The 21904-nt window shown below is 35.0% G+C and carries 20 protein-coding genes and 2 pseudogenes; 17 read left to right on the forward strand and 5 right to left on the reverse strand.

Annotated elements, in window-relative coordinates:
• Positions 1-135 precede the first annotated feature (135 nt).
• The 4 genes from E2L03_RS08385 to E2L03_RS08400 all read left to right on the forward strand — a co-directional run bounded on the left by E2L03_RS08385 (position 136) and on the right by E2L03_RS08400 (position 3795).
• Positions 136-300, forward strand: coding sequence for a YvrJ family protein (locus tag E2L03_RS08385; protein ID WP_078440252.1), 165 nt, complete (start codon positions 136-138; stop codon positions 298-300).
• Complete coding sequence (locus E2L03_RS08390) at positions 300-989, forward strand: N-acetylmuramoyl-L-alanine amidase (RefSeq protein ID WP_055735729.1); 690 nt, start codon at positions 300-302, stop codon at positions 987-989. The genes E2L03_RS08385 and E2L03_RS08390 overlap by 1 nt, the downstream gene beginning before the upstream one ends.
• A gap of 374 nt (positions 990-1363) precedes the next feature.
• Positions 1364-2695: a hemolysin family protein gene (locus E2L03_RS08395; RefSeq protein ID WP_134258914.1), complete on the forward strand. Its 1332-nt coding sequence runs from the start codon at positions 1364-1366 to the stop codon at positions 2693-2695.
• Between the two features lie 41 nt (positions 2696-2736).
• Positions 2737-3795: a hemolysin family protein gene (locus tag E2L03_RS08400; protein ID WP_134258915.1), complete on the forward strand. Its 1059-nt coding sequence runs from the start codon at positions 2737-2739 to the stop codon at positions 3793-3795.
• Between the two features lie 313 nt (positions 3796-4108).
• On the opposite strand, the gene E2L03_RS08405 is transcribed toward E2L03_RS08400, so the two are convergent.
• Positions 4109-4336, reverse strand: a complete 228-nt coding sequence (locus E2L03_RS08405) for a hypothetical protein (protein ID WP_134258916.1) — start codon at positions 4334-4336, stop codon at positions 4109-4111.
• 256 nt (positions 4337-4592) lie between these two features.
• Positions 4593-5985: pseudogene (locus E2L03_RS08410) on the reverse strand (transposase).
• 542 nt (positions 5986-6527) lie between these two features.
• Between E2L03_RS08410 and E2L03_RS08415 the strand changes: the two are divergent.
• The 10 genes and pseudogenes from E2L03_RS08415 to E2L03_RS20740 all read left to right on the forward strand — a co-directional run bounded on the left by E2L03_RS08415 (position 6528) and on the right by E2L03_RS20740 (position 16887).
• The gene (locus E2L03_RS08415) at positions 6528-6725 is read left to right on the forward strand and encodes a hypothetical protein (RefSeq protein WP_134258917.1); all 198 of its coding nucleotides are present in this window, start codon (positions 6528-6530) and stop codon (positions 6723-6725) included.
• Positions 6726-7385: 660 nt separating this feature from the next.
• Positions 7386-8324: an ABC transporter ATP-binding protein gene (locus E2L03_RS08420; protein WP_134258918.1), complete on the forward strand. Its 939-nt coding sequence runs from the start codon at positions 7386-7388 to the stop codon at positions 8322-8324.
• An 85-nt stretch (positions 8325-8409) separates the two neighbouring features.
• Positions 8410-9111, forward strand: a complete 702-nt coding sequence (locus E2L03_RS08425; protein ID WP_243839515.1) for an ABC transporter permease — start codon at positions 8410-8412, stop codon at positions 9109-9111.
• Between the two features lie 6 nt (positions 9112-9117).
• On the forward strand, positions 9118-9879 hold the full coding sequence (locus E2L03_RS08430) for an ABC transporter permease (RefSeq protein WP_134258920.1): 762 nt from the start codon (positions 9118-9120) through the stop codon (positions 9877-9879).
• 494 nt (positions 9880-10373) lie between these two features.
• Positions 10374-11327, forward strand: a complete 954-nt coding sequence (locus tag E2L03_RS08435) for a hypothetical protein (protein ID WP_134258921.1) — start codon at positions 10374-10376, stop codon at positions 11325-11327.
• A 22-nt stretch (positions 11328-11349) separates the two neighbouring features.
• Entirely contained in the window at positions 11350-12978 is a 1629-nt protein-coding gene (locus E2L03_RS08440; protein WP_134258922.1) for a PEP/pyruvate-binding domain-containing protein, read from the forward strand.
• Positions 12979-13734 carry a glycosyltransferase gene (locus tag E2L03_RS08445; RefSeq protein WP_134258923.1) on the forward strand — a complete coding sequence of 252 codons (756 nt, stop codon included), beginning with the start codon at positions 12979-12981 and terminating at the stop codon, positions 13732-13734.
• Positions 13735-13770: 36 nt separating this feature from the next.
• Complete coding sequence (locus E2L03_RS08450; RefSeq protein ID WP_166740235.1) at positions 13771-15078, forward strand: RtcB family protein; 1308 nt, start codon at positions 13771-13773, stop codon at positions 15076-15078.
• A gap of 1 nt (position 15079) precedes the next feature.
• A complete protein-coding gene (locus tag E2L03_RS08455) occupies positions 15080-15799 on the forward strand; it encodes a hypothetical protein (RefSeq protein WP_134258925.1) in 720 nt (239 codons plus the stop codon).
• 275 nt (positions 15800-16074) lie between these two features.
• Positions 16075-16887, forward strand: a pseudogene (locus E2L03_RS20740) (LysR family transcriptional regulator).
• 544 nt (positions 16888-17431) lie between these two features.
• Here E2L03_RS20740 and E2L03_RS08470 read toward each other — a convergent pair.
• Entirely contained in the window at positions 17432-17974 is a 543-nt protein-coding gene (locus E2L03_RS08470; RefSeq protein ID WP_241741872.1) for a helix-turn-helix domain-containing protein, read from the reverse strand.
• Between the two features lie 169 nt (positions 17975-18143).
• Here E2L03_RS08470 and E2L03_RS08475 point away from each other — a divergent pair, with 169 nt between their 5' ends.
• Positions 18144-18725 carry a LysE family transporter gene (locus tag E2L03_RS08475; RefSeq protein ID WP_134258929.1) on the forward strand — a complete coding sequence of 194 codons (582 nt, stop codon included), beginning with the start codon at positions 18144-18146 and terminating at the stop codon, positions 18723-18725.
• A 391-nt stretch (positions 18726-19116) separates the two neighbouring features.
• Here E2L03_RS08475 and E2L03_RS08480 read toward each other — a convergent pair whose 3' ends face one another.
• Positions 19117-19872: a hypothetical protein gene (locus E2L03_RS08480; RefSeq protein WP_134258930.1), complete on the reverse strand. Its 756-nt coding sequence runs from the start codon at positions 19870-19872 to the stop codon at positions 19117-19119.
• A 180-nt stretch (positions 19873-20052) separates the two neighbouring features.
• Between E2L03_RS08480 and E2L03_RS08485 the strand changes: the two genes are divergently transcribed.
• Together E2L03_RS08485 and E2L03_RS08490 are read left to right on the forward strand one after the other, a co-directional pair.
• Positions 20053-20319 carry a YesK family protein gene (locus E2L03_RS08485; protein ID WP_055735744.1) on the forward strand — a complete coding sequence of 89 codons (267 nt, stop codon included), beginning with the start codon at positions 20053-20055 and terminating at the stop codon, positions 20317-20319.
• Between the two features lie 477 nt (positions 20320-20796).
• The gene (locus E2L03_RS08490; RefSeq protein WP_134258931.1) at positions 20797-21306 is read left to right on the forward strand and encodes a DinB family protein; all 510 of its coding nucleotides are present in this window, start codon (positions 20797-20799) and stop codon (positions 21304-21306) included.
• A gap of 73 nt (positions 21307-21379) precedes the next feature.
• Here E2L03_RS08490 and E2L03_RS08495 read toward each other — a convergent pair whose 3' ends face one another.
• Entirely contained in the window at positions 21380-21745 is a 366-nt protein-coding gene (locus E2L03_RS08495) for a hypothetical protein (RefSeq protein ID WP_134258932.1), read from the reverse strand.
• Positions 21746-21904: the final 159 nt, after the last annotated feature.

Here is a 21904-nt window from a genome sequence, read left to right on the forward strand (position 1 = left end):
TGCTGGCGCCGCTTGATCGTATCAAACGAACCACCCCGACTTATCCTTCTAAATCCCCATTTTATACTTTTCTCCATCTCATGATTGATTTTTTCGCGAAGCTTTCTCTTTTTCTAGTAGAGGGGGGAACATCATATGGAAAATCTACCTGATTGGGCAATTTTGTTAGGGAACTTTGGTTTTCCCACGCTCGTGGCTGTTTATTTACTCATTCGTTTTGAAAAACGGATTGAACATTTAACAGATGCGATTCGTGAACTAGAGAGAAGCACACATCAACAGAATGGAGGAAAACGATAATGGAACTAAAACAAGATTTTATCCCACAATCAAATTCAAATCGTCCGCAGACTGCTTTACGTCCAACGCATATTACGGTTCATGAGACCGCTAATACGTCTAATGGGGCAAATGCCGAAATGCATGCACGTTATGTAAAGGGGGCAGATGCTCAGGCAAGACAAGTCTCATGGCATGTGACGGTGGACGATACTCAAGCGATTCAGCACTTGCCTTTTAACGAAGTCGGTTGGCACGCTGGTGCAAACGGGAATCGCCAATCAATAGGGATTGAAATTTGTGTAAACCGAGATGGCAACTTTCCGCAGGCACGAGCAAACGCCATTTCCTTAGTGCGACGATTAATGAATGAGTTATCAATTGGCATCAATTCAGTTGTTACCCACCAGCATTGGACAGGCAAAAACTGTCCGGCAAATTTATTACCTTCTTGGAATGAATTTATTGCTGATGTTCGAGCAGGTACAAGCCCTGAACCGGCACCACCTATGGAGGGTCGTCTACTTCGTGTTATTGTCGACAGCTTATGGGTTTACAATCGACCGGATTGGAATGCACGCTATACGACGGTTTCAAGAAATGAAGTGTTCACCATTGCCGAGCAATTAACAGTAAATGGCTCACGCATGTATCGTTTAAAAAGCGGGCTCTATATTACGGCAAACCCATCTTACGTTCAATTGATCTAAATAAAAGCCTGTCTCACTATTGTGGGACAGGCTTTTGTAAAGTTTGTGTAAATGTATTTTGTAAGATGTAACGCAAACGGCTTTCGATTACGGGAATTTGCTATACTCTTCTTACACCAAATACGTGAGGAAGCTCGAACGTAAAGGTGTTTAGCCAACAATACGTTAACGATAGGGAGGGACACCCATTGGGAAGGCGACGCTTTTTAACAGAAATCAAACGGAACTAGCGCAAGAAACGGTTGCTTTTCTAAGCTGCCCTCTTTGTCATTCATAAAAGATTGAGGAGCTAAAGAGAAAAGTGAATCTGTTTCTGAGAGTGACTGAAACAAACAACAATTCTTGGAGGTGAATCCCTTCTTTAAGGGAAATCATTGGAAGTAAGCATATTTATTAATCTCTTGCTCATTGTACTATTTTTAGCATTAACCGCTTTCTTTGTAGCTTCTGAATTTGCGGTCGTCAAGATCCGAAGCTCACGAATTGATCAACTGATTGCGGAAGGAAATAAACAGGCGACTGTCGCCAAAACAATTACGCAGAACCTCGATTACTATTTATCGGCCTGTCAGCTTGGGATTACCGTAACAGCTTTAGGTCTAGGTGCACTTGGTAAGCCTGCTGTAAGTAGTTTAATGTATCCTTTGTTTGACTTCTTTAATGTGTCAGACTCCTTATCATCTGCCATTTCTTATGCGGTTGCGTTTCTACTTGTGACCTATTTACACGTTGTCATCGGGGAAATGGCGCCTAAAACATTGGCAATTCAATTCTCGGAAAAAATGACTTTGCTTTTATCAGAACCATTGTATTGGTTCGGTAAACTGATGTACCCATTTATTCTGACGTTAAATGGTGCCTCTCGTTTATTGTTAAGAGTGTTTGGCGTCAAGCCGCTTGGTCATGATCAAGCGTACACAGAAGAAGAACTGAAAATTATTATGGCGCAAAGCTATGCAGGCGGCGCGATTGATAAAGAAGAACTTCAATATATGGAGAACGTCTTTTCATTTGACGAACATGTGGCAAAAGACATTATGGTGCCACGTACAGAAATGATTACCATCCATGAAGGCATGGCGATAGAGGAACTAGTGGCGTTAATGGATCGCTACAACTATACGCGATACCCAGTTATAGAAGATGGCGACAAAGACAATATTCTTGGCGTCGTCAACGCGAAGAAAATGCTTCAAGCGATTGTTGCTGGAAAAGATGTATCCATTAAGTCCTATATGCGCGAGCTTCCATTTATTTTTGAAGCAACGAGCATTCAAGATGTGATGCACAAAATGCAAAAAGAAAAAGTGCATATGGCTGTCATTATTGATGAATTCGGTGGTACGGCAGGTCTTGTCACAATGGAAGAAGTCATTGAAGAATTGGTCGGGGAAATACGTGACGAATTCGATCGGGATGAAGAAAGCGATATTGAACAAGTCGGACCGAACGATTACTTGATTAACGGTCGTGTGCTGTTAAATGATTTAGAGGAGCAATTTGGATTGGTGTTTCATGATCGTGAACACGTGGATACCATCGGTGGCTGGCTCTTACAAAACAGTCACGTCATGGATGGACCGATTGAAGGCATTCAAATGGAAGTAGAAGGCCATGTTTGGTCGGTTGTCGAAGCAGACGAACACCATGTTAAGAAAGTAAAGTGGACGCAACCCCAACCAGTTAAGCTTACTCAAGCAACTTAAATGATACGGAGGTGAACCCTTCTCTACATGAGAAGGATGAATTGGACCCATTTATTAGTATAAATCTAACCCTTGTCGCACTCTTTATTCTTTTGACCGGACTGTTTGTCGGTGGAGAGTTTGCGATTTTAAAGGTTCGGATGTCAAGGCTTGATCAGCTCGTTTCAGAAGGGAACAAAAAAGCGGTTCTTGCTAAGAAAGTGGCACATGAGCTTGATTACTACCTATCTGCCTGCCAGCTAGGGATTACCATTACAGCGCTTGTGCTAGGTGCATTAGGTGAACCAACTGTTCAAAATATCCTGCGGCCTGTGTTTGACTACTACAGCGTCCCAGACGCATTGGCAACCGCCATGTCTTACGCCATTGCCCTTGCTATCGTCACTTTTCTCCACGTGGTAATTGGAGAATTAGCGCCAAAAACACTTGCAATCCAGTTTCCTGAGAAGATGACGCTTCTATTAGCACCTCCCCTTTACTGGTTTGGGGTCATCATGGGACCCTTCATTCGCATTTTAAACGGATCAGCCCGCAAGTTACTAGGGTGGTTTGGCGTTAAACCAGCAGGACATGAGACCGTCTACTCAGAAGAAGAGTTGAAGCTTATCGTCTCAGATAGTTACAATAGCGGACAAATCAACCAAACTGAGCTAGCTTACTTGGAAAACATCTTCTCATTTGATGGACGAACATTAAGCAAGATCATGATTCCGAAAGAGCAAGTCGTGACGTTACAGGAAAACATGGAGATCGATGACATTTTAACAACCATTGAGCAACAAGGATACACCCGTTATCCCGTTGTAAACCAAGAAGGAACAAGGATCGTTGGCTTTGTAAACACGAAAGAAATGCTCACAAGTATCGCAGCAGGTCGTGCCAACGGGATCGATTCGTACTTGCACCACATACCACGTGTAAAAGAATCTTTGATCATACAAGACGTCTTCTTAAAGATGAAAGCCACACGCACTCATATGGTGATGGTGACAAATGATCAAGGTGACATAAGCGGTCTTGTGACGATGGAAGACATTCTAAGTGAAATTGTCGGTGACTTGGAAGAAGAAGATTACGATAACGTCGGTTTGGTAACGTAAAAAAAGTGATCCTTTTTTCTAAAAGGGTCACTAAGCTATAAGTTTTTTTTATACTCTTAGGTGCAATATATGTTGAGGACCTTTTGGACCTTCATAAAATTCATTCTCGTCTGCAAATCCTGTTTTTAAATAGAGATGATAAGCAGGTATGTTTCTTTTATTGACACCCAATACAATCTCATCAGTATCAAGGAGATTGTTTCTAATAAACTCGGGTAAGAGTTGAAGGCCATTCTTCGCTAGGCCTTTTCTTTGGTTTCTTGAACCAATTGAGAAGGCTGTCAGCAACAAAGAATTAGGATTTTTGCTGTATTTAAACAGCTTTTCGCCATCGTAGAGCAAAATAACCTACCATTATCCTGTTTTCAAGAATTAATATATGTTTAGTAGTGTTTGAAACATTTGGATTATTAATCTTATCCAATAGTAAACTTGTAAATTGAAGTTGTTCTTTGGAAAAATGGTAATTGGATAATTGTTCATCGTATGTGTGAGTGTACTCAACAAGTTGAACGAATGAATGTGCGGTTTTAGACAGCATTATATGTACCACCAACATTATGTATGAAATAACTATAGTCTTTTATGAGATGAAGAACAGAAAAAACAGAACGTATATTCTTATTGGTGGTTAAACAACTAATGAAGAGATATAAAAAGTATATTTATATATTTTCCTCAAAACAGGAAGAAGAATTCGTTGTGAATAAGAATAAAAGTCAAGTTTGGTCGTGTGAAAAAGAGGTTGGGACATAACTAGTTTCTAACTCAAAAAAAGATCTCCCTTACTTGAAAAATTATGAAGGAGATCTTTTTTTGAACCTCATGATTGAGATTGGGCGACACCGCACCCTAACGGCGGTGTATTTCCTCATGTTCAACGCCATGAATGCGAATCCCATTTCGTTTTTTACCTTCTCTGTCCTTCGGACTAAGAATCGTGTGAAACCTAAATTAGTCTTCAGAAATCCGAAAACTGTCTCCACATCGATTTTACGCTTACGATAGAGTGCCATGTTTTCTCCTCTGAAAGTAACTGTTTCGAATAAGTTTTTTGTTGATTCCAGTGCTCGTTTATGGCGATTCGACGGTGGTTTCCTTTTTTTGCTTTGGTGCATTGCGATCGAAACGGGCAAGACGCACAACTCTCACGCTCGTACACTCAATAGTTTCGGTTAATTCCGTATTTGTCGCGGCGGTGCGATTCATGGGAAAACGATAGCTTTTGACCGTTTGGACATGTGTAGGTATCCTCTTCAGGGTTATACGGCCAGTTTGTGACTTGTAACGGATCACGCTTTGTTTTCTTCTTTTGCTCTTTCCGGTATTGATTATAGGTCATCAAAGGTATTCGCTTCCGGTTCTGAATGACATCGTCATAGTTTTGTTCACTTCCGTACCCTGCATCGGCAATCAGATACGTAGGTAACTCAAAAAAGTCTTCTTCAATCGAATCTAAAAAAGGAATCAGCGTGCGAGTATCTGTAGGTTGGGGAAGATATCATTAGCTAAGGCGTATTGACCTTCGGTCGCTAATTGAACATTATATCCAGGTTTAAGTTGCCCAATTCTCATATAGTCATCTTTCATGCGCATAAAGGTGGCGTCTTGATCGGTTTTGAATAACTATTTCTTTCTTCAAAGATCTCCATATCATTTTGGTATTTTTTCTTTCGAGCGATGAAGTCTAACCAGCGTTTCCGGTATTGTATTGGCGCTTTACGCTTGGAACGTAATGCCTTTCACTTGCTTCAATTTGTTGATCATAGGCTTGCACAAGTTCATCTAGTTTCTCTGCCACGTGGATAAGCTCCTCGTTAGAGAGAGCTTCGGGATCCTCTCGTTCGATGGCAGGGATAATCTCTTGTTCCAATAACTCATCGTACATTTGGTTCGATTTCTCCGTCAGCTCCTATATTTTTCAACGGACTTCCGCCACACGATCGTGAACTTATTAGCGTTCGCTTCAATCTTTCGACCAGAAAAGACCGATTGCGTATACGCACATAAGACCACCACCATGGGTGGATGGTAGGCAGGTTTGCATGTTTTCCGAAGGAAAGGGTTGAACGCTTCATCGGGGATACTTTCTGTTAATTGATTCACGATCTTGGCAATATCATTCTCTGGTAACTTTCTTTCTAAATCGATAGGTAAAACCACGTCATCCATGTTATAATCTTGAAACATAAGGATCCCTCCTCTTTAGTTTTTTGTGTGGTAACTTAATTCTAACAGAGGGGATCCTTATTAACATTAATTAAACAGAATTCAAATAAATAAGAGGCAGGCACTTCCCATCCGGGAAGTGCCTGCCTCTTTTAAATGACTGAGTTATGTCCCAGCCTCTTTTTGCCTGTTTGTCTTTCATCCTACAAAATAAAACATTACCGTCTCAAAATCCTTCGCTATATGGATTTCTGTATAAATTGATAATAGACCTGTTTTTAATTCTTAAAAACAAAGTTAAGTAATAAAAAAGCGATGAGGAAGAGGTACTCCTCATAACGATGCTAACGTTTTAAGTATTTTCTTAGAGCTTTGCCTCAAAGAAAAAGTAAGTAGAAGACAAAACCAAGACCCGCAAAAGCGATAACTCGCAACATTACCGTACCGAAATCGAAAATAATAAGCACCTCATTGAATCGTTCTAGTAGTTAGTCAATCTACGACTAAGGGAAAGAGGTGGTTTCATTAACGGGTTCGTAAGCATTCGGACGTTTGATATCTTAATGAATATTCACGACTATCAGAAACAGTTTGTGGATTCAAAAGTGACGATGGTCAATGAATGGACCAATTACCCTGTCCCTCTTTTGGTTGGAGAATTTACATTGTTTAGCAACCTACAGAGTTGGGATTACGCGTTACGGGTGTATGATAAACAACGATGGAGTTATACAACTTGGACATATAAGGTAACCGGTTAAGGAAGTAGCTGGTTCATATACACAGGAAATCTGTTGGAAGTTGATATTTCCGACATTGAAGCAGACATTAGAAGAAAATGGGCAACATCAGCAAGGGAAACTAGTTTCACACTCAATGTTCCTATTGTAGATGTTTCAAAACTATACAAAACGCCCATAGTCTGTAAAAAGAGCAGTCGCCTAAACAGCTGCTCTTTTTTTAAATGAGAAAACTTGACGTGTTTTTGGGAAGTTAAAACGAATAATAAACAGGTCTTTCTATCATATGAGGATGGGTCACAATATAAAAGTTAATTGCAACTGAGAGTGATCTAAAGAATGTTACAATTGATATAATCTGGATGACTTTTTCATTACAACTGACGAGTTTCTTCTATATATAAATAGTGGTTTTTTTATAATATATTTAAATGGCTCAATTAGATATATGAGGAGGTATGTAAGCGGGAAAATGTTAACAATCATACGCGTTAATTTCGAAAATATATCACTTAAAATAGATTTGGTTAGGTTGAAAATTTTCTGGACAGGTTTTATTGACGCTTTCAGGTATAGATTTCAACATTTTCGATATTGATTTAATTAATTTAATATTTACTTTAAATTTAATTTAAATTATAATCAGATAATATATTATTTTTAGTTTTTAAGAGGTGGAAAATGGAGCTGTCAATAGATGTTAAAGGAATTAGTTATGCTTATAATATCCGAAAAAAAAGGAATATAGCATTAAATGACATTAACTTTTCGGTGAAGAAGGGATCTATTTTTGGATTAATCGGACCTAACGGAGCTGGAAAAAGTACGTTGATAAAACTGATGTCAACGCTACTAACCCCACAAGAAGGTCATATAGAGATCATGGGTAAAGATATAATTAAAGACAAAAAAGAAATCAGGAGAAATATATCATTAATTTACGGCGGTGAGAGTGGTCTTTATTGGAAATTAACTGCTATGGAAAATATGATGTACTTTGGGGAACTTAATAGTGTAAAAGATTACCGCTCAAAATCTGAAGAAATATTTAAATTGGTCGGTTTATATGATGCTCGTCATAATCAGGTGTCAAGCTTTTCTAAGGGGATGAAGCAACGATTACATATTGCAAGAGGTTTATTAAATAATCCTTCTATCATTTTTATGGATGAGCCTACTTTAGGTTTAGATGTAGAAATATCTTTAAGGTTACGAGAGATTATTAAAAATTTATCTGTTGAACATGGAAAAACTATTATCTATACGAGTCATTATATGAAAGAGGTAGAAATGCTTTGCGATGAAATAGGATTTATTTCAAAAGGTGAAATGTTGAAAATTGATAATCCGGATAACCTTAAAAAAGAGATGCAGAATAATAATATTTTCACTCTCGATTTTGATTTTTTTAATGATAAAGATCTGGAGAAGCTCAATCAAGATAAGAGGATATTGAATTATGTTATTAATGAAAAAAGATTAGAGATTGAAACAGGTAAAGATTTTGGGTTGCATGATTTACTAAAAACCCACATACAAGAAAGTGAAATCTCGAATATCTCCGTTCAAGAATATGATATAGAAAATGTATATATGGATTTATTGAAGGCAAAGGGATGAGCACAAAATGAAATTTCTGAGAAAATACATTGTGCTTATAAGATTAACATTTTCGTTACTCAGTAGGAGTAATAATTGGTTATTAATGACATCTGGTGTACCGGTTGTTTTTATTCTAACTGTTCTTTTTATAGGCAATTTTGAAAACCAACCGCATTTATTGATGAATATTTTAATTGGTTCATTAGTTATAGGTATGTGGGTATCTAATGTAATATTATCTAGCAGTGAGTTGAAGAAAGAATTGCGACTTGGGAATATACAAAATCTTTTTTTATCTAACACTAGCCTACTTAGTATTATGTTTATCAGAGGTATAACTTATTCAAGTCTCGGTACAGTTACATTTTTTGCAATGTTTATATTTATTAACCTAAATTACGATATACAAATATCTAAAATAAGTATTGTAAGCATGTTTCTGTGTATTATATTTTCAGTAATTAATCTAGCAGTGGTAGGTACTATGTTAGCTGGCTTGTCAGTTCTAGTGAAGGATTTTTCAGTATTCAGTACCTTATTTACTAGGATTATTTTTATTTTATCGGGTGCGATAATTCCCGTGAGTTTTTTACCAGGTCCGATAGAGTACTTTAGTTATATTTTATCTCCTATGTGGATAGTGAAATTTTTTCAAGGCATAGCATCTGGATCTATAACCGCTAATCAGGCGTGGGTGTATATTCTAATAATTATTTTCATTTCTTTAATATATACCTATATTGCAAACATAGTATACAAGAAAATTGAAACACTATATATGAATAATCAATTGAACGAGGTGTAACATTAAATGGGGAGGTTATTAAGGTTATCATACTTAGCCTATGTAGGAACGGGTGTTTTTGGGAATCTTAAAAACCATATACTAAATAAATCAATCGTACCTATTACCCAAATAATTTTTTTCGCATTAGTAGCATACTTTTTCAGAGATGATAGTTACGTAAATTATGTATTGGTTGGTAATGTGGTTTTTATGCTTGTATTAAGTAATATATTAGGTGTAGTTACATCTGTTGCAAGAGATCGTGAGATAGGTTTAATGCAATTTATTTTAATTAGCCCAATTGAAAGGTATTTATTTTTACTTTCCAAAGCTTTTATACATATATTTGACGGGCTTTTTATGAGTATAATTGGATTTCTTTTTATAAGTTTTTTCTGGACAATAAATATTTCTTCCTTGGAGTTTATTGCATTACTTGGATTATTACTATTGTTAAGTATTAGTTTATCAATGATGGGGGTATTTTTAGGTGTACTCACTTTTATATACAAAGATACAGTTTCAATAGCAAATTTTTCTATGTTAGGATTGCTGTTTATATCAGGAATAAATTTTCCAACAGTACAGCTTCCTTTGGTTCTTGATTTACTTTCTTATACAACACCTTTAAAGTATGGAGTTACGCTTATCCGTGATTTTTTAGATGGAGCAAAGTTTGACGTAGTTAATCTTATTATAATGATAATTATAGGATTATTTTACTTTTTATTGGCTTTGATAATGATGAATATGATTGAAAGAAAACTTACTAGTAAAACATTCTAAGCCTAACTTGATATGTGGGAGTCTTAATGAATTTTACAGAAGAACCTGCTAACTAAAAATTCAAATTATTAATAAAAAGGAGGTAGTATTTATGGGGAATGAATCTGTAATAGCTTTTAAGGATAAGTTACAACAACAAATCAAGAATGCAGTAAGAATTTCAACAATTCGTCAAGAACTATCTAAGTCAGATAAATAATTGTATAGGAGAGTTAACGGGTTCTTCATAATCCTATTAATTAGCAATTCATTATATAAAATAAGAGGGGTGAACTTATGGGGAATGACACTGTAATAGCTTTTAAGGATAAGTTACAGCAACAAATTAAGAATGCAGTAAGAATTTCAACAATTCGTCAAGATCTATCTAAGTCAGATAAGTAATTTTTATAGGAGAGTTAGCAGGTTCTTCTGTAAAGTTCATTAGGATAAGTATATTTAAGCTATTTTTCTGATTTTTAATACTACATAATTTATGTTGGAGAGGGTTAAAATTGATAATAGAAAATGAAAAGAATGTAATAGCAAATTTCTCTTTTTCACTCAAATTTGATTCGCCGATAATTTTAGGTCTATATGAGAATGGTATGAAGAAAATCTGGAACCTTTATTTAGGGAAGGATGTTGAATACGCAGAGTCGATATCTTCAGGTACTGTACGTTTTGATAAAAATCAATATACCATCTTAAACAATAAGCTAGAGATTCTATTATTAAAGGATTTAAACTATATAGATAGTTTGATTGATAAATGCGATAGAATTTTACATAATGTGCAGCTCTTGGTTCAAAAAATAAGAGTGGATTTAAATGTGTTACCTGATGAATTAGATGAAATTTATTACATGTTATCGATGACAAGTTTCAATTGGTTTATACCTTTAGAAGAATACAGGAAAATCTTTATCCAATTTTTTGGACAAAATAAAGGTAATCAATTATATCTGAGTTTTGCAACCCCAAATTGTATGCCCCATTTTACTCTTCTTGAGTTAAAGCTTTTAGAATGCACAAAACTGTTAATGGAAGATAAATATATAGATCTAGAATTTTTCAAAGACATGTATGGTTGCCTTAAAGAATTTACATTAGAGCCCTCAATTCTTGAAAAAGATGAAGGTGTAATTGAAGAATTAAGATTATTAAAAGAAAAATTTGGAAGTGTAGCCGCAATAGATAAAAGAATTATGTCAATTAAAAATTCACGTGAGAAATCTATACAAAATAAGTACTATGCGTACTTTGATGTTCATCAAAGCTTTAAGAATGGAGAAATTGATAAAAATATTGCAAAAGAACTTATACATTTTGCTAGAATGATTGGCTTTGTTAATCATGAAGAGGAAAAAAGGCATATATTGCAGATGCAAGTTCAAAGGCAGTTGTATAAGTTTACTCGAAAAAAAGGATTGGATTATAAAAACTTAAAAATCGAGAATATAATTTAAATAGTGGAAGGGTGATATAAAAATGGTAGTTAATTTGTTCAAAGACAATGTTAAGAGGGAACAAGTTGGAAATAAGGCCTTCAATCTTCAAACGCTATTTAAAAATAACATAAAGGTTCCTAATTCGTACGTTATTACTAATCAATTTCACATTGATTTCTTAGAAAACAACAATGTATATGATCCATTTAGTACACCAAAAAAGGTGTTAAATGGTGAATTTAGCGAGAGACAAACGGAAAATTTACGAGAATTGTTACATGCGTTTAGAAAGGATGAGTTGTTGGTCTGTCGATCATCTTCACTTAGTGAAGATAATGAAAATGTAAGTTTCGCTGGCCAATTTAAATCGATTGTTGGATTTTGTAACAAACTAAGTGAGTTAATTATTGCTGTTAAGGTTTGTTGGTATGATTATTATAATTCCGGTGCGGCTAAAGCTTATAGAAATTCACTAGATATTTCAGATAATAAACACATGGCTTTGATTATACAGCCCATGTGTTCATCAAAAGTATCGGGAGTGGCATTTATCAATAATAAGGAAACGTTGACAATTGAATCTAACTGGGGATTAGCTTCTTCTGTAGTCGATGGTTTAGTTACTCCAGATCAAACAATTATAGACAATGAAAATAAAATTATGAAAAAGAAAAATGATAAAAGTATGGCAACCTTGCACATAAGTGATCTTTACCATTACGAAATTGGAGATCAAGTATGGATTGAATTAAATAATGAGGATCATTTATGCTCACTTTTAATGATTGATCCGTTTGAGCAAATTGGAATTTATCAACTACCCAAAACATTAGCAGGACAATATAGTTTAACTAATAAGGATATAAAATGTCTTCAAAGTGCTGTAAAAAGTATAAAAAAGATATACTCTCAAGATGTTGATATCGAATGGTCAATTAATGAAGACGGTGTTGTAGAAATCCTACAAGTAAGACCAATAACAAAAGAATTACCAGAACATATTGAGAATGTTACTAAGGGTAGTGGGTTGAAGCATAATGGTGTATCTGCCTCAATTGGCTATTGTCAAGGGGATGCTAAAATTATTACAAGCAATGAAGATTTTTATAAAATGAATGAGGGCGATGTTATCGTTTGTAGAAGTACAGATCCATCATACATAGAGGTTATGAGGAAATCTAGTGGAATCATTTCAGAAGAAGGGGGTATATTGAGCCACACTGCAATTGTAGCTAGAGAATTAGGTATACCTTGCGTAACTGACGTAAAGGGGGCTACGAAAAAGTTTAAAGATTTTATGATGTTAAGTATTGATGGTTACGAGGGAACAGTATCTATTGAATATGATTACAATTTAAAACTCTCACTCAAAAATGATGTCATGACTACGTACGATTGTAATACTGGAAATAAAAAGTCCAATGTAAATGTTTATATTTCCTTGCTATACTTAGAGTTTTCGGAGTTTTGTAGCTTCCATAAAGTTAATGTAGATGAATTTATAAGCTTTATAGCAGATAAATTCCAATTGGATGTTAATTTAAGTGTAAAAAGAAACTTAGTAATGGATCTTAACTTACTTTTCGAAGCAGACAAACTAGAATCTAAAATAATAAATTCAGATATTATTAAAAAACATTTTATTATAGATAATGAAAGGATAATATAAATGAAAATTTCAATTATTATCCCTAATTACAATGATGGAAAAATTATAAGGAAAACTCTTTGTGACATCGGCGAAATGATGGAAACTACTTCTTACGATTACGAATTAATTCCTGTTGTTGACGGAAGCACGGATAATTCAATCTCTGAAATTATGAAAGCGAGTAATGTATTTCCAAAAATTAAATTGATACACTATCAAAATAATAATGGGAAGGGCGCTGCCGTAACTGTTGGAATTGCTAAAGCAACTGGAGATTACATAGGATTTTTAGATGCTGATAATAGTACTGATTTGAACAGTTATCTCAAGATTATAGAATATGCAGTGAAAAATAAAAAAGACTGTGTAATAGGATCAAGATATAAAGAATATAAGGGAGTTAGTCAACCTATAGTTCGCAAATATGCCGGATATACATACAGTTATTTGCTGAATTGCATGTTTAGAATAAAAGTTAGAGATATTCAATGCGGCGCTAAACTATTCTCTAAAAAATCAATAGGTATTATTCTTAATAATACTCATCTCAAAGGGTTCAGTTTTGATATAGACTATCTCACCAAACTAAAAAAAGAGGATGTCGAAATTGATGAGTTGCAGGTTTCTTGGAAACATTATGGAACTTATGATATAAGAACTAATATTCTTTTGGTTTTTCTAATAGGTTTACCGATGGTTAAAGATGTTGTTAAATTAAAACTCAATAAAATGTCAGAGTTTAATTGGGAAGATGTATACTATAGTCGTTATTAACCAGAGAGGTGATTTTTGTTGGTCGTAAGTAAACTTATGAAAAGTTCACATGTTTATAATGAAGATATACTAAGATTTGTAAATAGATTGAGTAAGTATACTGAGAATAATATTAATATATATCCTGATAGTCATCAAAAAAATTGGGGGTTCCCGTCTGGTATTAGTCTAAAGTCAAGTAAGAATGGTTATATTTTTCCTGGAGCTGTTCCAGATCTTGGCTGTGGGTTTAGAGTTGTAAAGACGAACATATATAGAAAAGAAGTTAATAAAGATAAATCTTATGAACTATTAGAGGCGCTTGAACTACAAACTGGATATATGTCTCGAATTCGTAAAGAAAAAGTTGCTACATTGGATATTGAGAAAATATTAACTGAAGGTCCACGATATATAATTAACGACTGTAAAATAGGGACGCTTGATGATTTATTATATGCAAGAGAGCTTCATAGCAATATTAACGCTCATTTAGAAGTTTCAGATGAGGATAAAGAAAGTTTATTAGAGTATTTTGGGATTTGTGCTGGACATTTCTTGGAAGTAAGATATGTGGATGAAATTATTGATAGAAAGACAGCGTCAAAATTAAATCTAGAGGAAGGTCAATTAATCATAATAATTCATTCTGGCATAACTCACGGAAAAAAAATAATGTTTGAGAATTACTTTAACTATGCAATAGATGAAGCGGTTAATAACCCTGAATTTGAATTAGATGACATATATGAAGGTATTTTTGGTATGAAAATAAACAGTGATAATGGCTATAAATTCTTGCAAGCATCATCTGCATTAAAAAATTATGGCTATGCCAGTCGTTTGTACGCGCAGTATTCTATACAAGATGTATTTTCTGCAATTCTAGACAAAAGTATTTCTCTAGATGTAATAAGCGATATATGTCACAGTAAAATACAACCTTTTGGAGATGAGGGAGTTTTACATGCGAGAGGGCTTCAATCACTTTTTCCAAAGGGGCATAACAAAGTGATGAAAAGATATAGAGAAATTGGCGATATAGGTTTACTAGCTGGTGAAAAAGGAACACACTCTACTTTAATAAAAGCCAATAAAAACATTGAATTATATGACTACCAATGTAGTCACGGAACTGGGAAATACATAAATAGAAACGAGAATGAAAATATCAAATTTGACAATGATGCTTTTTGCTTTGATACGGATTATACACTATCTAATTACAAGGATGATGTTTTTAATACTGAGAAAACTTATGACATAGTAATTAATGAGTTAAACTTAGTTAGTCCGATAATCAAGCTTGCACCATACATTAATTTTTGGGGTGAAAAAGAGGAATATGCTCAAGGAGGTGAGTAATTTGTTTGAAAATCTTTCTTTGGCAACGGTTCTACATGATCCTCATTCCCATTTATACGATGCTATAATTAAAAATGGAGATAGGTTACGAGATTGTAAATATGTAAACAAATATGTTGCGATTAGTAACGAAACTAGCAAGAGTATAGTTGATTTACTTTTAGACTTAGATTTTACAATCTATAGAGTTGAGAAGCGCGGGGCTGGAAATGCAAGGAGAGACTTGTTGAAAAATCTACCTTTCAATAAAGTTCTGCTATATCATTATTGTGACTTTGACAGGTTTTTGACATGGATAAATTATCACATGGAAGAATTAGATACTCTAAATAGGTATATTGAAACCAATAACTATGATTATATTATTATAGGAAGGACAATGAAAGCATTTAATACTCATCCATTATCGTGGATAGAAACAGAAAAAATTAGTAACAAGTTATTCTCAGATTATATTGGATTCGATTGTGATGTAACAGCGGGTTCCTGTATAATTAATTCGGAGATGTTGGATTTAATTGTAAAAAACTCGTATAGAAGAGTAACTGATGTTGAGTGGCCACTATTATTGAAAGAATATAAAATTGGCTACTATCGTACAAATGGCTTGAGATTCACAGATTATAATAAATCATCTGATGACATTTCTTTAAGTTCTTGGGTATCAAGACTAGAACTCACAACTTCTATTGCAAAAACCATCAAAGAACTAAGCGATTAATATAACATTGTTATAAATATTAATAGCCTGACAGAGGTCATTTTTTACCAATCGGCGAAAACCTACCTAAATAAAGTGAACTGACCCTCAAGAATTGGAGGTTTAGCATGTCATATCAGTAGATACAATTAATCTCTGATATAATGCGTTATCACACTAGAAGAACGGTTGCTAAATTATGGGGTATTAAGCGACTAACAACTATCATTTAGGCTAGAAAGTCAGATTCATTTATATCTAATTAAACAATCATTATTAAGCCGAGCTATTTAGCAATTTTTACTCGTGCCGCCAACAAACTTGGTTATGTCCAATCTAACATCACTGCTCGGATCAAGAATTTAGAATCAGAACTTTGCGTACCTTTGTTTAATCGGCAGAAGAGAGGTGTGACCTTAACGTCTGCTGGTACTCATTTGATGAAGTACGCCGAACAAATTGTCCACCTGTTTGAGGAAACCATGCTTACTACCCCTTATTCAGAGTTGTCAGGTGGTTGTTTGCGTATAGGGTCGCAGGATACGATCTCCAGCATATTTCTTCCTGACTTTTTGGTAAGCTTCAATAAAAAGTTCCCCAATGTTAAGATGTCATTGAACAACGGGTTGTATTCTGACTTAACTGAAAAAATTCACGCCTTTGAATTGGATGTTGCTTTCGTGTATGGACAACATAAACAATCCAACTTGGACACAGTTAGGATCGTTGAGGAAGAGTTGGTTCTCATCTCGGCACCCACTTCTGCTAGTGTACGGGAGTTCCTGACTAGACCTCTCCTTGTAACTGGTCGCCCTGGCTGCTTTTATCAAGATACAATGGAGCAATGAATACAAGAAGAGATGATAGGAAAGCTCAGTGTAATGGAATTAGGATCAGTAGATGCTATTATTCGGTTCGTGGCTTTAGGTCTTGGTATGTCCCTCGTGACGGAGTCGGCAATGAAAACTCAAGGAAATCAAAAGGTCCAGATCATTGAAGTCCCTGAAAAATTCCGCAAGTACTGTATAAGTTTTATTTATCAGCACAATAGGTTCCGCACCGATGCCTTCAACCACTTTACTAAGGAGCTTGAAATTTTTTTCACTTAATGAAACGTAATAATACTTATACAGGTTTATCGCAGGTAATAAGTTGGCGAGTGTAGTTAGTTAGTGATTGATGAATTATAGGGGGACAGTCCACCCAAATGATGACGCCAAAAACTCTGGTAGGTTGTTTTGAGAATGTTACCCAAAATAAAAGGTAGGTGAATTGAATAAAAAAGTTACGTGGAAAGTAGGGTTAAGATCCTCACAATTATAGAGGGATTAGTCCAAAATTTTCTAAGTATCACAAGTGGATGGATTTCTTTTATCTTTGTAATATTTAACATTAAATCGTCTGAAACTCAACTAACTAATACACAACTGCCACAGGGTTCTCTTCAAAGACTCGATCTACCAAAACGTCTACTACATAAGTTTCCCCTCATATAGATAGTTTAGCTGTCAAAATTAAATTAATTAAAAAAGCTATCCTCTCACGATAGCTTTTTAGGTTTTTCAATTAATCAATTAATAAAAACATAACCGCGTTTACAACCTTCCGTTTCATGTTTGTACAATTTTAATTCTTCTTCACCAAGAATTGCCTTTATGGATTATAGATAACCATGTGTAAGCTTATCGGTTGTTCCCCGACATTTCGGTACGAATGGGGGACGTCTGCCCGGAAACGGATGCTTTCTCCTTTTTTTAAATAAAACTCGTCCTCTCCAGCCCTAATCATTAAATGTCCTTCATAAACAGTAATAAATTCTGTCGCTCCTCTTAAGTGTGGCTCTGACTCCCATTTTCCATCTTTTTGTACTTCTAAATGATAAATCGCGAATTTCCTGTTTTCATTGTCAGGAAAGAGAGGGTAGTTACGAACACGATGATCGTCTTCGAGAACGGGTTGTACATCTGTTGTATGGACAATCTCAAATCGCTTTATTGGTCTTATAGTAAGTGCATCAAAAGGTACTTTCATTCCGTTCGAGATCTTCCAGAGAGTACTAATCGTAGGGTTACCTTCACCACGTTCAATTTGTGCGAGCATACTTTTACTAACTCCACTCAGTTTCGCTAGCATTTCTAAACTTAAACTTTTATCCTCACGCAACTGTTTTATATTTGCAGCAACAATCTCATTCATAGTTTCCAACGTTTAACCCACCTTATGTTGACATTATATTAGTACGAGTGTATCGTTATAGTGCACATACGATATAGTGCATATTTTATATCAGTTTAACGAACGGAGCTTATGCTTATTATACCACCGTTAATAAGAGAATAAAGCTTTTCAAAATGGGGGGAAAGAATTGTTTAGTTTATCTAGCTTCTTAATTTATTGTTTTGTGACCTCTTATACACCTGGAGTAAACAATTTGTTGTCAATGAATTATGCAATGCGGTTAGGTTTCAAAAAGAGTTTTCGCTTTAATTTAGGTATTTTTGCGGGATTTTTGCTCGTTATGATGGTTTGTACTGTTCTTTCTACAACCTTGTATGGTGTTGTCCCAAAAGCAATGATCGTTATGCAAGTTGTCGGTGCTGCTTATATTTTATATTTAGCTTGGAAAGTTTGGAAAAGCACAAGTGAATTTGAAACAGAGGATAATCAAACGGCGAGCTTCCTTTCTGGAGTAGCCATCCAGTTTGTTAATCCAAAGATTTATATCTATGCGTTTACAGCAATGTCCTTATACATTCTACCAACTTATACTTCTATAAACGCATTGATCGGTTTTGCTTTTATTTTAGCAATTATTGGTGCATCAGGATCATTGATCTGGGCTTTTTTTGGTTCTTTGTTTTGTGGGTTTCTTAAAAAGCACACAAAAGTTGTAAATGCAATGATGGCCATATTGTTAATCTATTGCGCACTGTCGTTTTTCTTTTAAAAGTTAAAGAGGCTGTGGGTCAGTTTATGCGTGGTGTTAGCTACTGGATCTTGGGCATGTGCAAGCTGTAGGTAGATTTGTTCAAGCTATATGCACTAAGGACCCCTTTTGATTAGCACTACTAAAGATCTACAAATTAGAACGAGATAAAGTGAAAAGATGAAGCAAGATTGAAGGTGACTTCGTTCGGACTTTTTAAGAAAATTAAAAAGCTATGAGGGTAGAAACTCCTCATAGCTATGCTAACCTTTAAAGTATTTTCGTATAGCTTTGGTACTCAAAGAAAGGAAGTAGAGACTAAAACCAAAGCCCAACAGATGCGATGACTTGCGACATCACCGTACCGAAATCAAAAATGGTAACCTAATTTCTTTATAGAATAATACACTACTTAATTTTTAATCCTCTTTCCTTCAATTCTCTGAAATTGCTTAGTTTGAAGATGATACACATAGAAAGTATCTTGTGTTAAGATATCCTTCCCTTTAGTATGTGGTAAAGACATTACCTGGATATCTTCTCGAATGGAGTACTGGAAAACCATCTTCTTTGGTAATCTAGACTGATCTTCTTCAGGAATAATTTCAATTTCAAAGTAATAACCAGCCTTCTCTATCTTCCGAATATAAATAGGAATTGTTAAAAAATAGATTATAAGAAATAACAATTGAATCGTGATTATGGGTAGTTGTTCTATAGTGTACAATTCTTTTTGAACATGTATAGCATTTATGCAATAGTTTAATGCTAATAATGACAATAAGCCTATCGCAGCCACAGATTTACAGAGATTTTTCCTGACAACTACTTTTTCTCTAAAAATAAGTACGAAATAATGACCTAATATGAAAAGAAATGCACCTAAAAATGGGAAAATAGCCAGTGAACCAATAAACCCTAAAAAATCATCCTCTATGTATTCTGCTGTTTGAAAAGAGAAATATAAAAATACTAAAAAAATAAATGAAGATATGATAATTACAATACTGAAATTATGGCTAACTTTTTTATGTCTTGGTTCATAAAGCAGCTGTAACGGTGTTGTGTTCCACACCTTAATGATCCATCCCACAACCGAAATTACCGCAATAATAATCGTCAACCATGGAATAAAATTAGGTAGTTGATCTAGTGATAAGTAATTCATTGTACCTCCAAATTAATATATTCAGGACGTAATATTTATCGACACATAACGAATTGGATTGTAGCTGAAGAGAGGACAGAGGTAAATTACTTGGGTAACACCAAAATTTTTTTGAACTAACCGGATGGATTTAGGTATATCTTCTATAGGGGTGATTTTTATTAGAAAGGAGAATGTTTGATGTTATTAACGGTTCCTTTAGGAATTGGTTTAGCTATCGGTCTAATTGTTTTCTTAATAACCGTTTTGTTAGGGAGAGGTAAACAAAGTAAGAAAATAGTCTATGTACCGTCAATAATAGCTATTAGTAGTTCATTAGGGTTATTTGCCTATGGTTTTGTAGTTGCTCGAGGTTTTGAAGGAGCAGCTTATTTGTTTTTATCAATAACGATCATTATTAGTGCTACATTTATTTTGTTTTACAGTAAGAGAAAATTGCAAAAATAAATAAGAGCTAAGATTATGATTTATTAAAAGGGCTACTTTAATTTGGAAATGAGTTAGCAACAAAAAAGCGATGAGGAAGAGGCACTCCTCATAGCGATGCTAACGTTTTAAGTATTTTCGTAAAGCTTTGGCGCTAAGAAAAAGTAAGTAGAAGACAAAACCAAGACTCGCAAAAGCGATCACTTGCAACAATACCGTACCGAAATCGAAAATGATAAGCACCTCCTTGAATCGTTCTAGTTAGTCAATCTACGATGAAAGGAAAGAGGTGGTTTCATTAATGGGCACGTAAACGTTCGGGCGGTTGATATCTAAAGAAATGATCACTAGCAAAACGAATATATTCCCAGCTTAAAAGAGGCGAATGGGATTGCGAATTTTTTGGAAGTTTGAAATAATTGATATGGAACTAAAAGTGAACGACGACAGTCTTACACTTGGTAAAGCAAAATGATAATTCCAATAAGGAGGATGTTTATGCGTCCACGGCCTTTGTCTATTGAAAATCCAGAGCATGATCGGTATGTGAGCCTTGTTCCTGATGGCGATATTAAAGACATACTTACTAATCAACGAAATGAGAACATCGCCTTTCTAAGCAACGTGTCAGAGGAGTTAGCAAAAAAAGCATATGCTCCAGGAAAATGGACTTTAAAAGAAGTAATTGGGCATATGACCGATTCGGAGCGTGTGATGTCGTATCGAATGCTTGCCATTGCGCGAAATGAAAGTGAACCACTCCCAGCAATGGACCAGAATCAATATGTTTCTGCAGCACACTTTAACAAACAATCGTGGGAGCAGTTACTCGTTGGTTTAGACGCGGTACGCGCAAACACGTTAAGCCTCATCTCAACCATTGATGATGAGGCGTGGGTTCGTTGTGGGACTGTAATGAACAGTTCGGTATCGGTAGGCGCCATTGCATATGGCATTGCCGGGCACGAATTACACCATATGAAAGTAATTAGAGCTACATACGTATAAGACTGTTTCTAACGGAAAAAATCATGGTGTAAGATTTTGACTGAATCTCAATGTATGAAGTCATTGAAATTGTTTAAGAGTGGCAAGTAAGCGTATGATCACTACGTTTTTTCTGTTTAAATTTTATAATGTCCCAATTTCCATATAATTCCTCATCACTGAATGTCATTCTCACTTCATAGGTATCATGATTGTCATAAGCAATTAAATCAACTTTGAATTGATGTCCTTCTAAAGTTTTCTTAAAAGAATGACCATGTACGCAACTGAAACTCATTGGATTATCAAATTTCATTTTGAGTTCGTTGGAAATAGTTACGAACAGTATCGATTCAATAATCTGATCTTGTTGACTTTGGGAATTCGATTCGACTTGAGCCTGTATTGGTGTCGTGAAAAGGAAGGTTGCAACCAATAGTATGAGTATAGGTACTTTCATTCATTCAGCTCCTTAAACAGCATTGTCGTTATTATGTACTAAAAGAAGAATGTAATTCAATTTTCACTGCTAGCATTTCCATTCGAAAATGTTAAAAACCGTTGTTTTTTTTCATATATCTTCTCTATAGACCGTATTACTTTAAAAAGGAGAGGATTT

It is taken from the genome of Shouchella oshimensis (assembly GCF_004375095.1).
Lineage (GTDB): Bacteria > Bacillota > Bacilli > Bacillales > Bacillaceae_D > Shouchella > Shouchella oshimensis.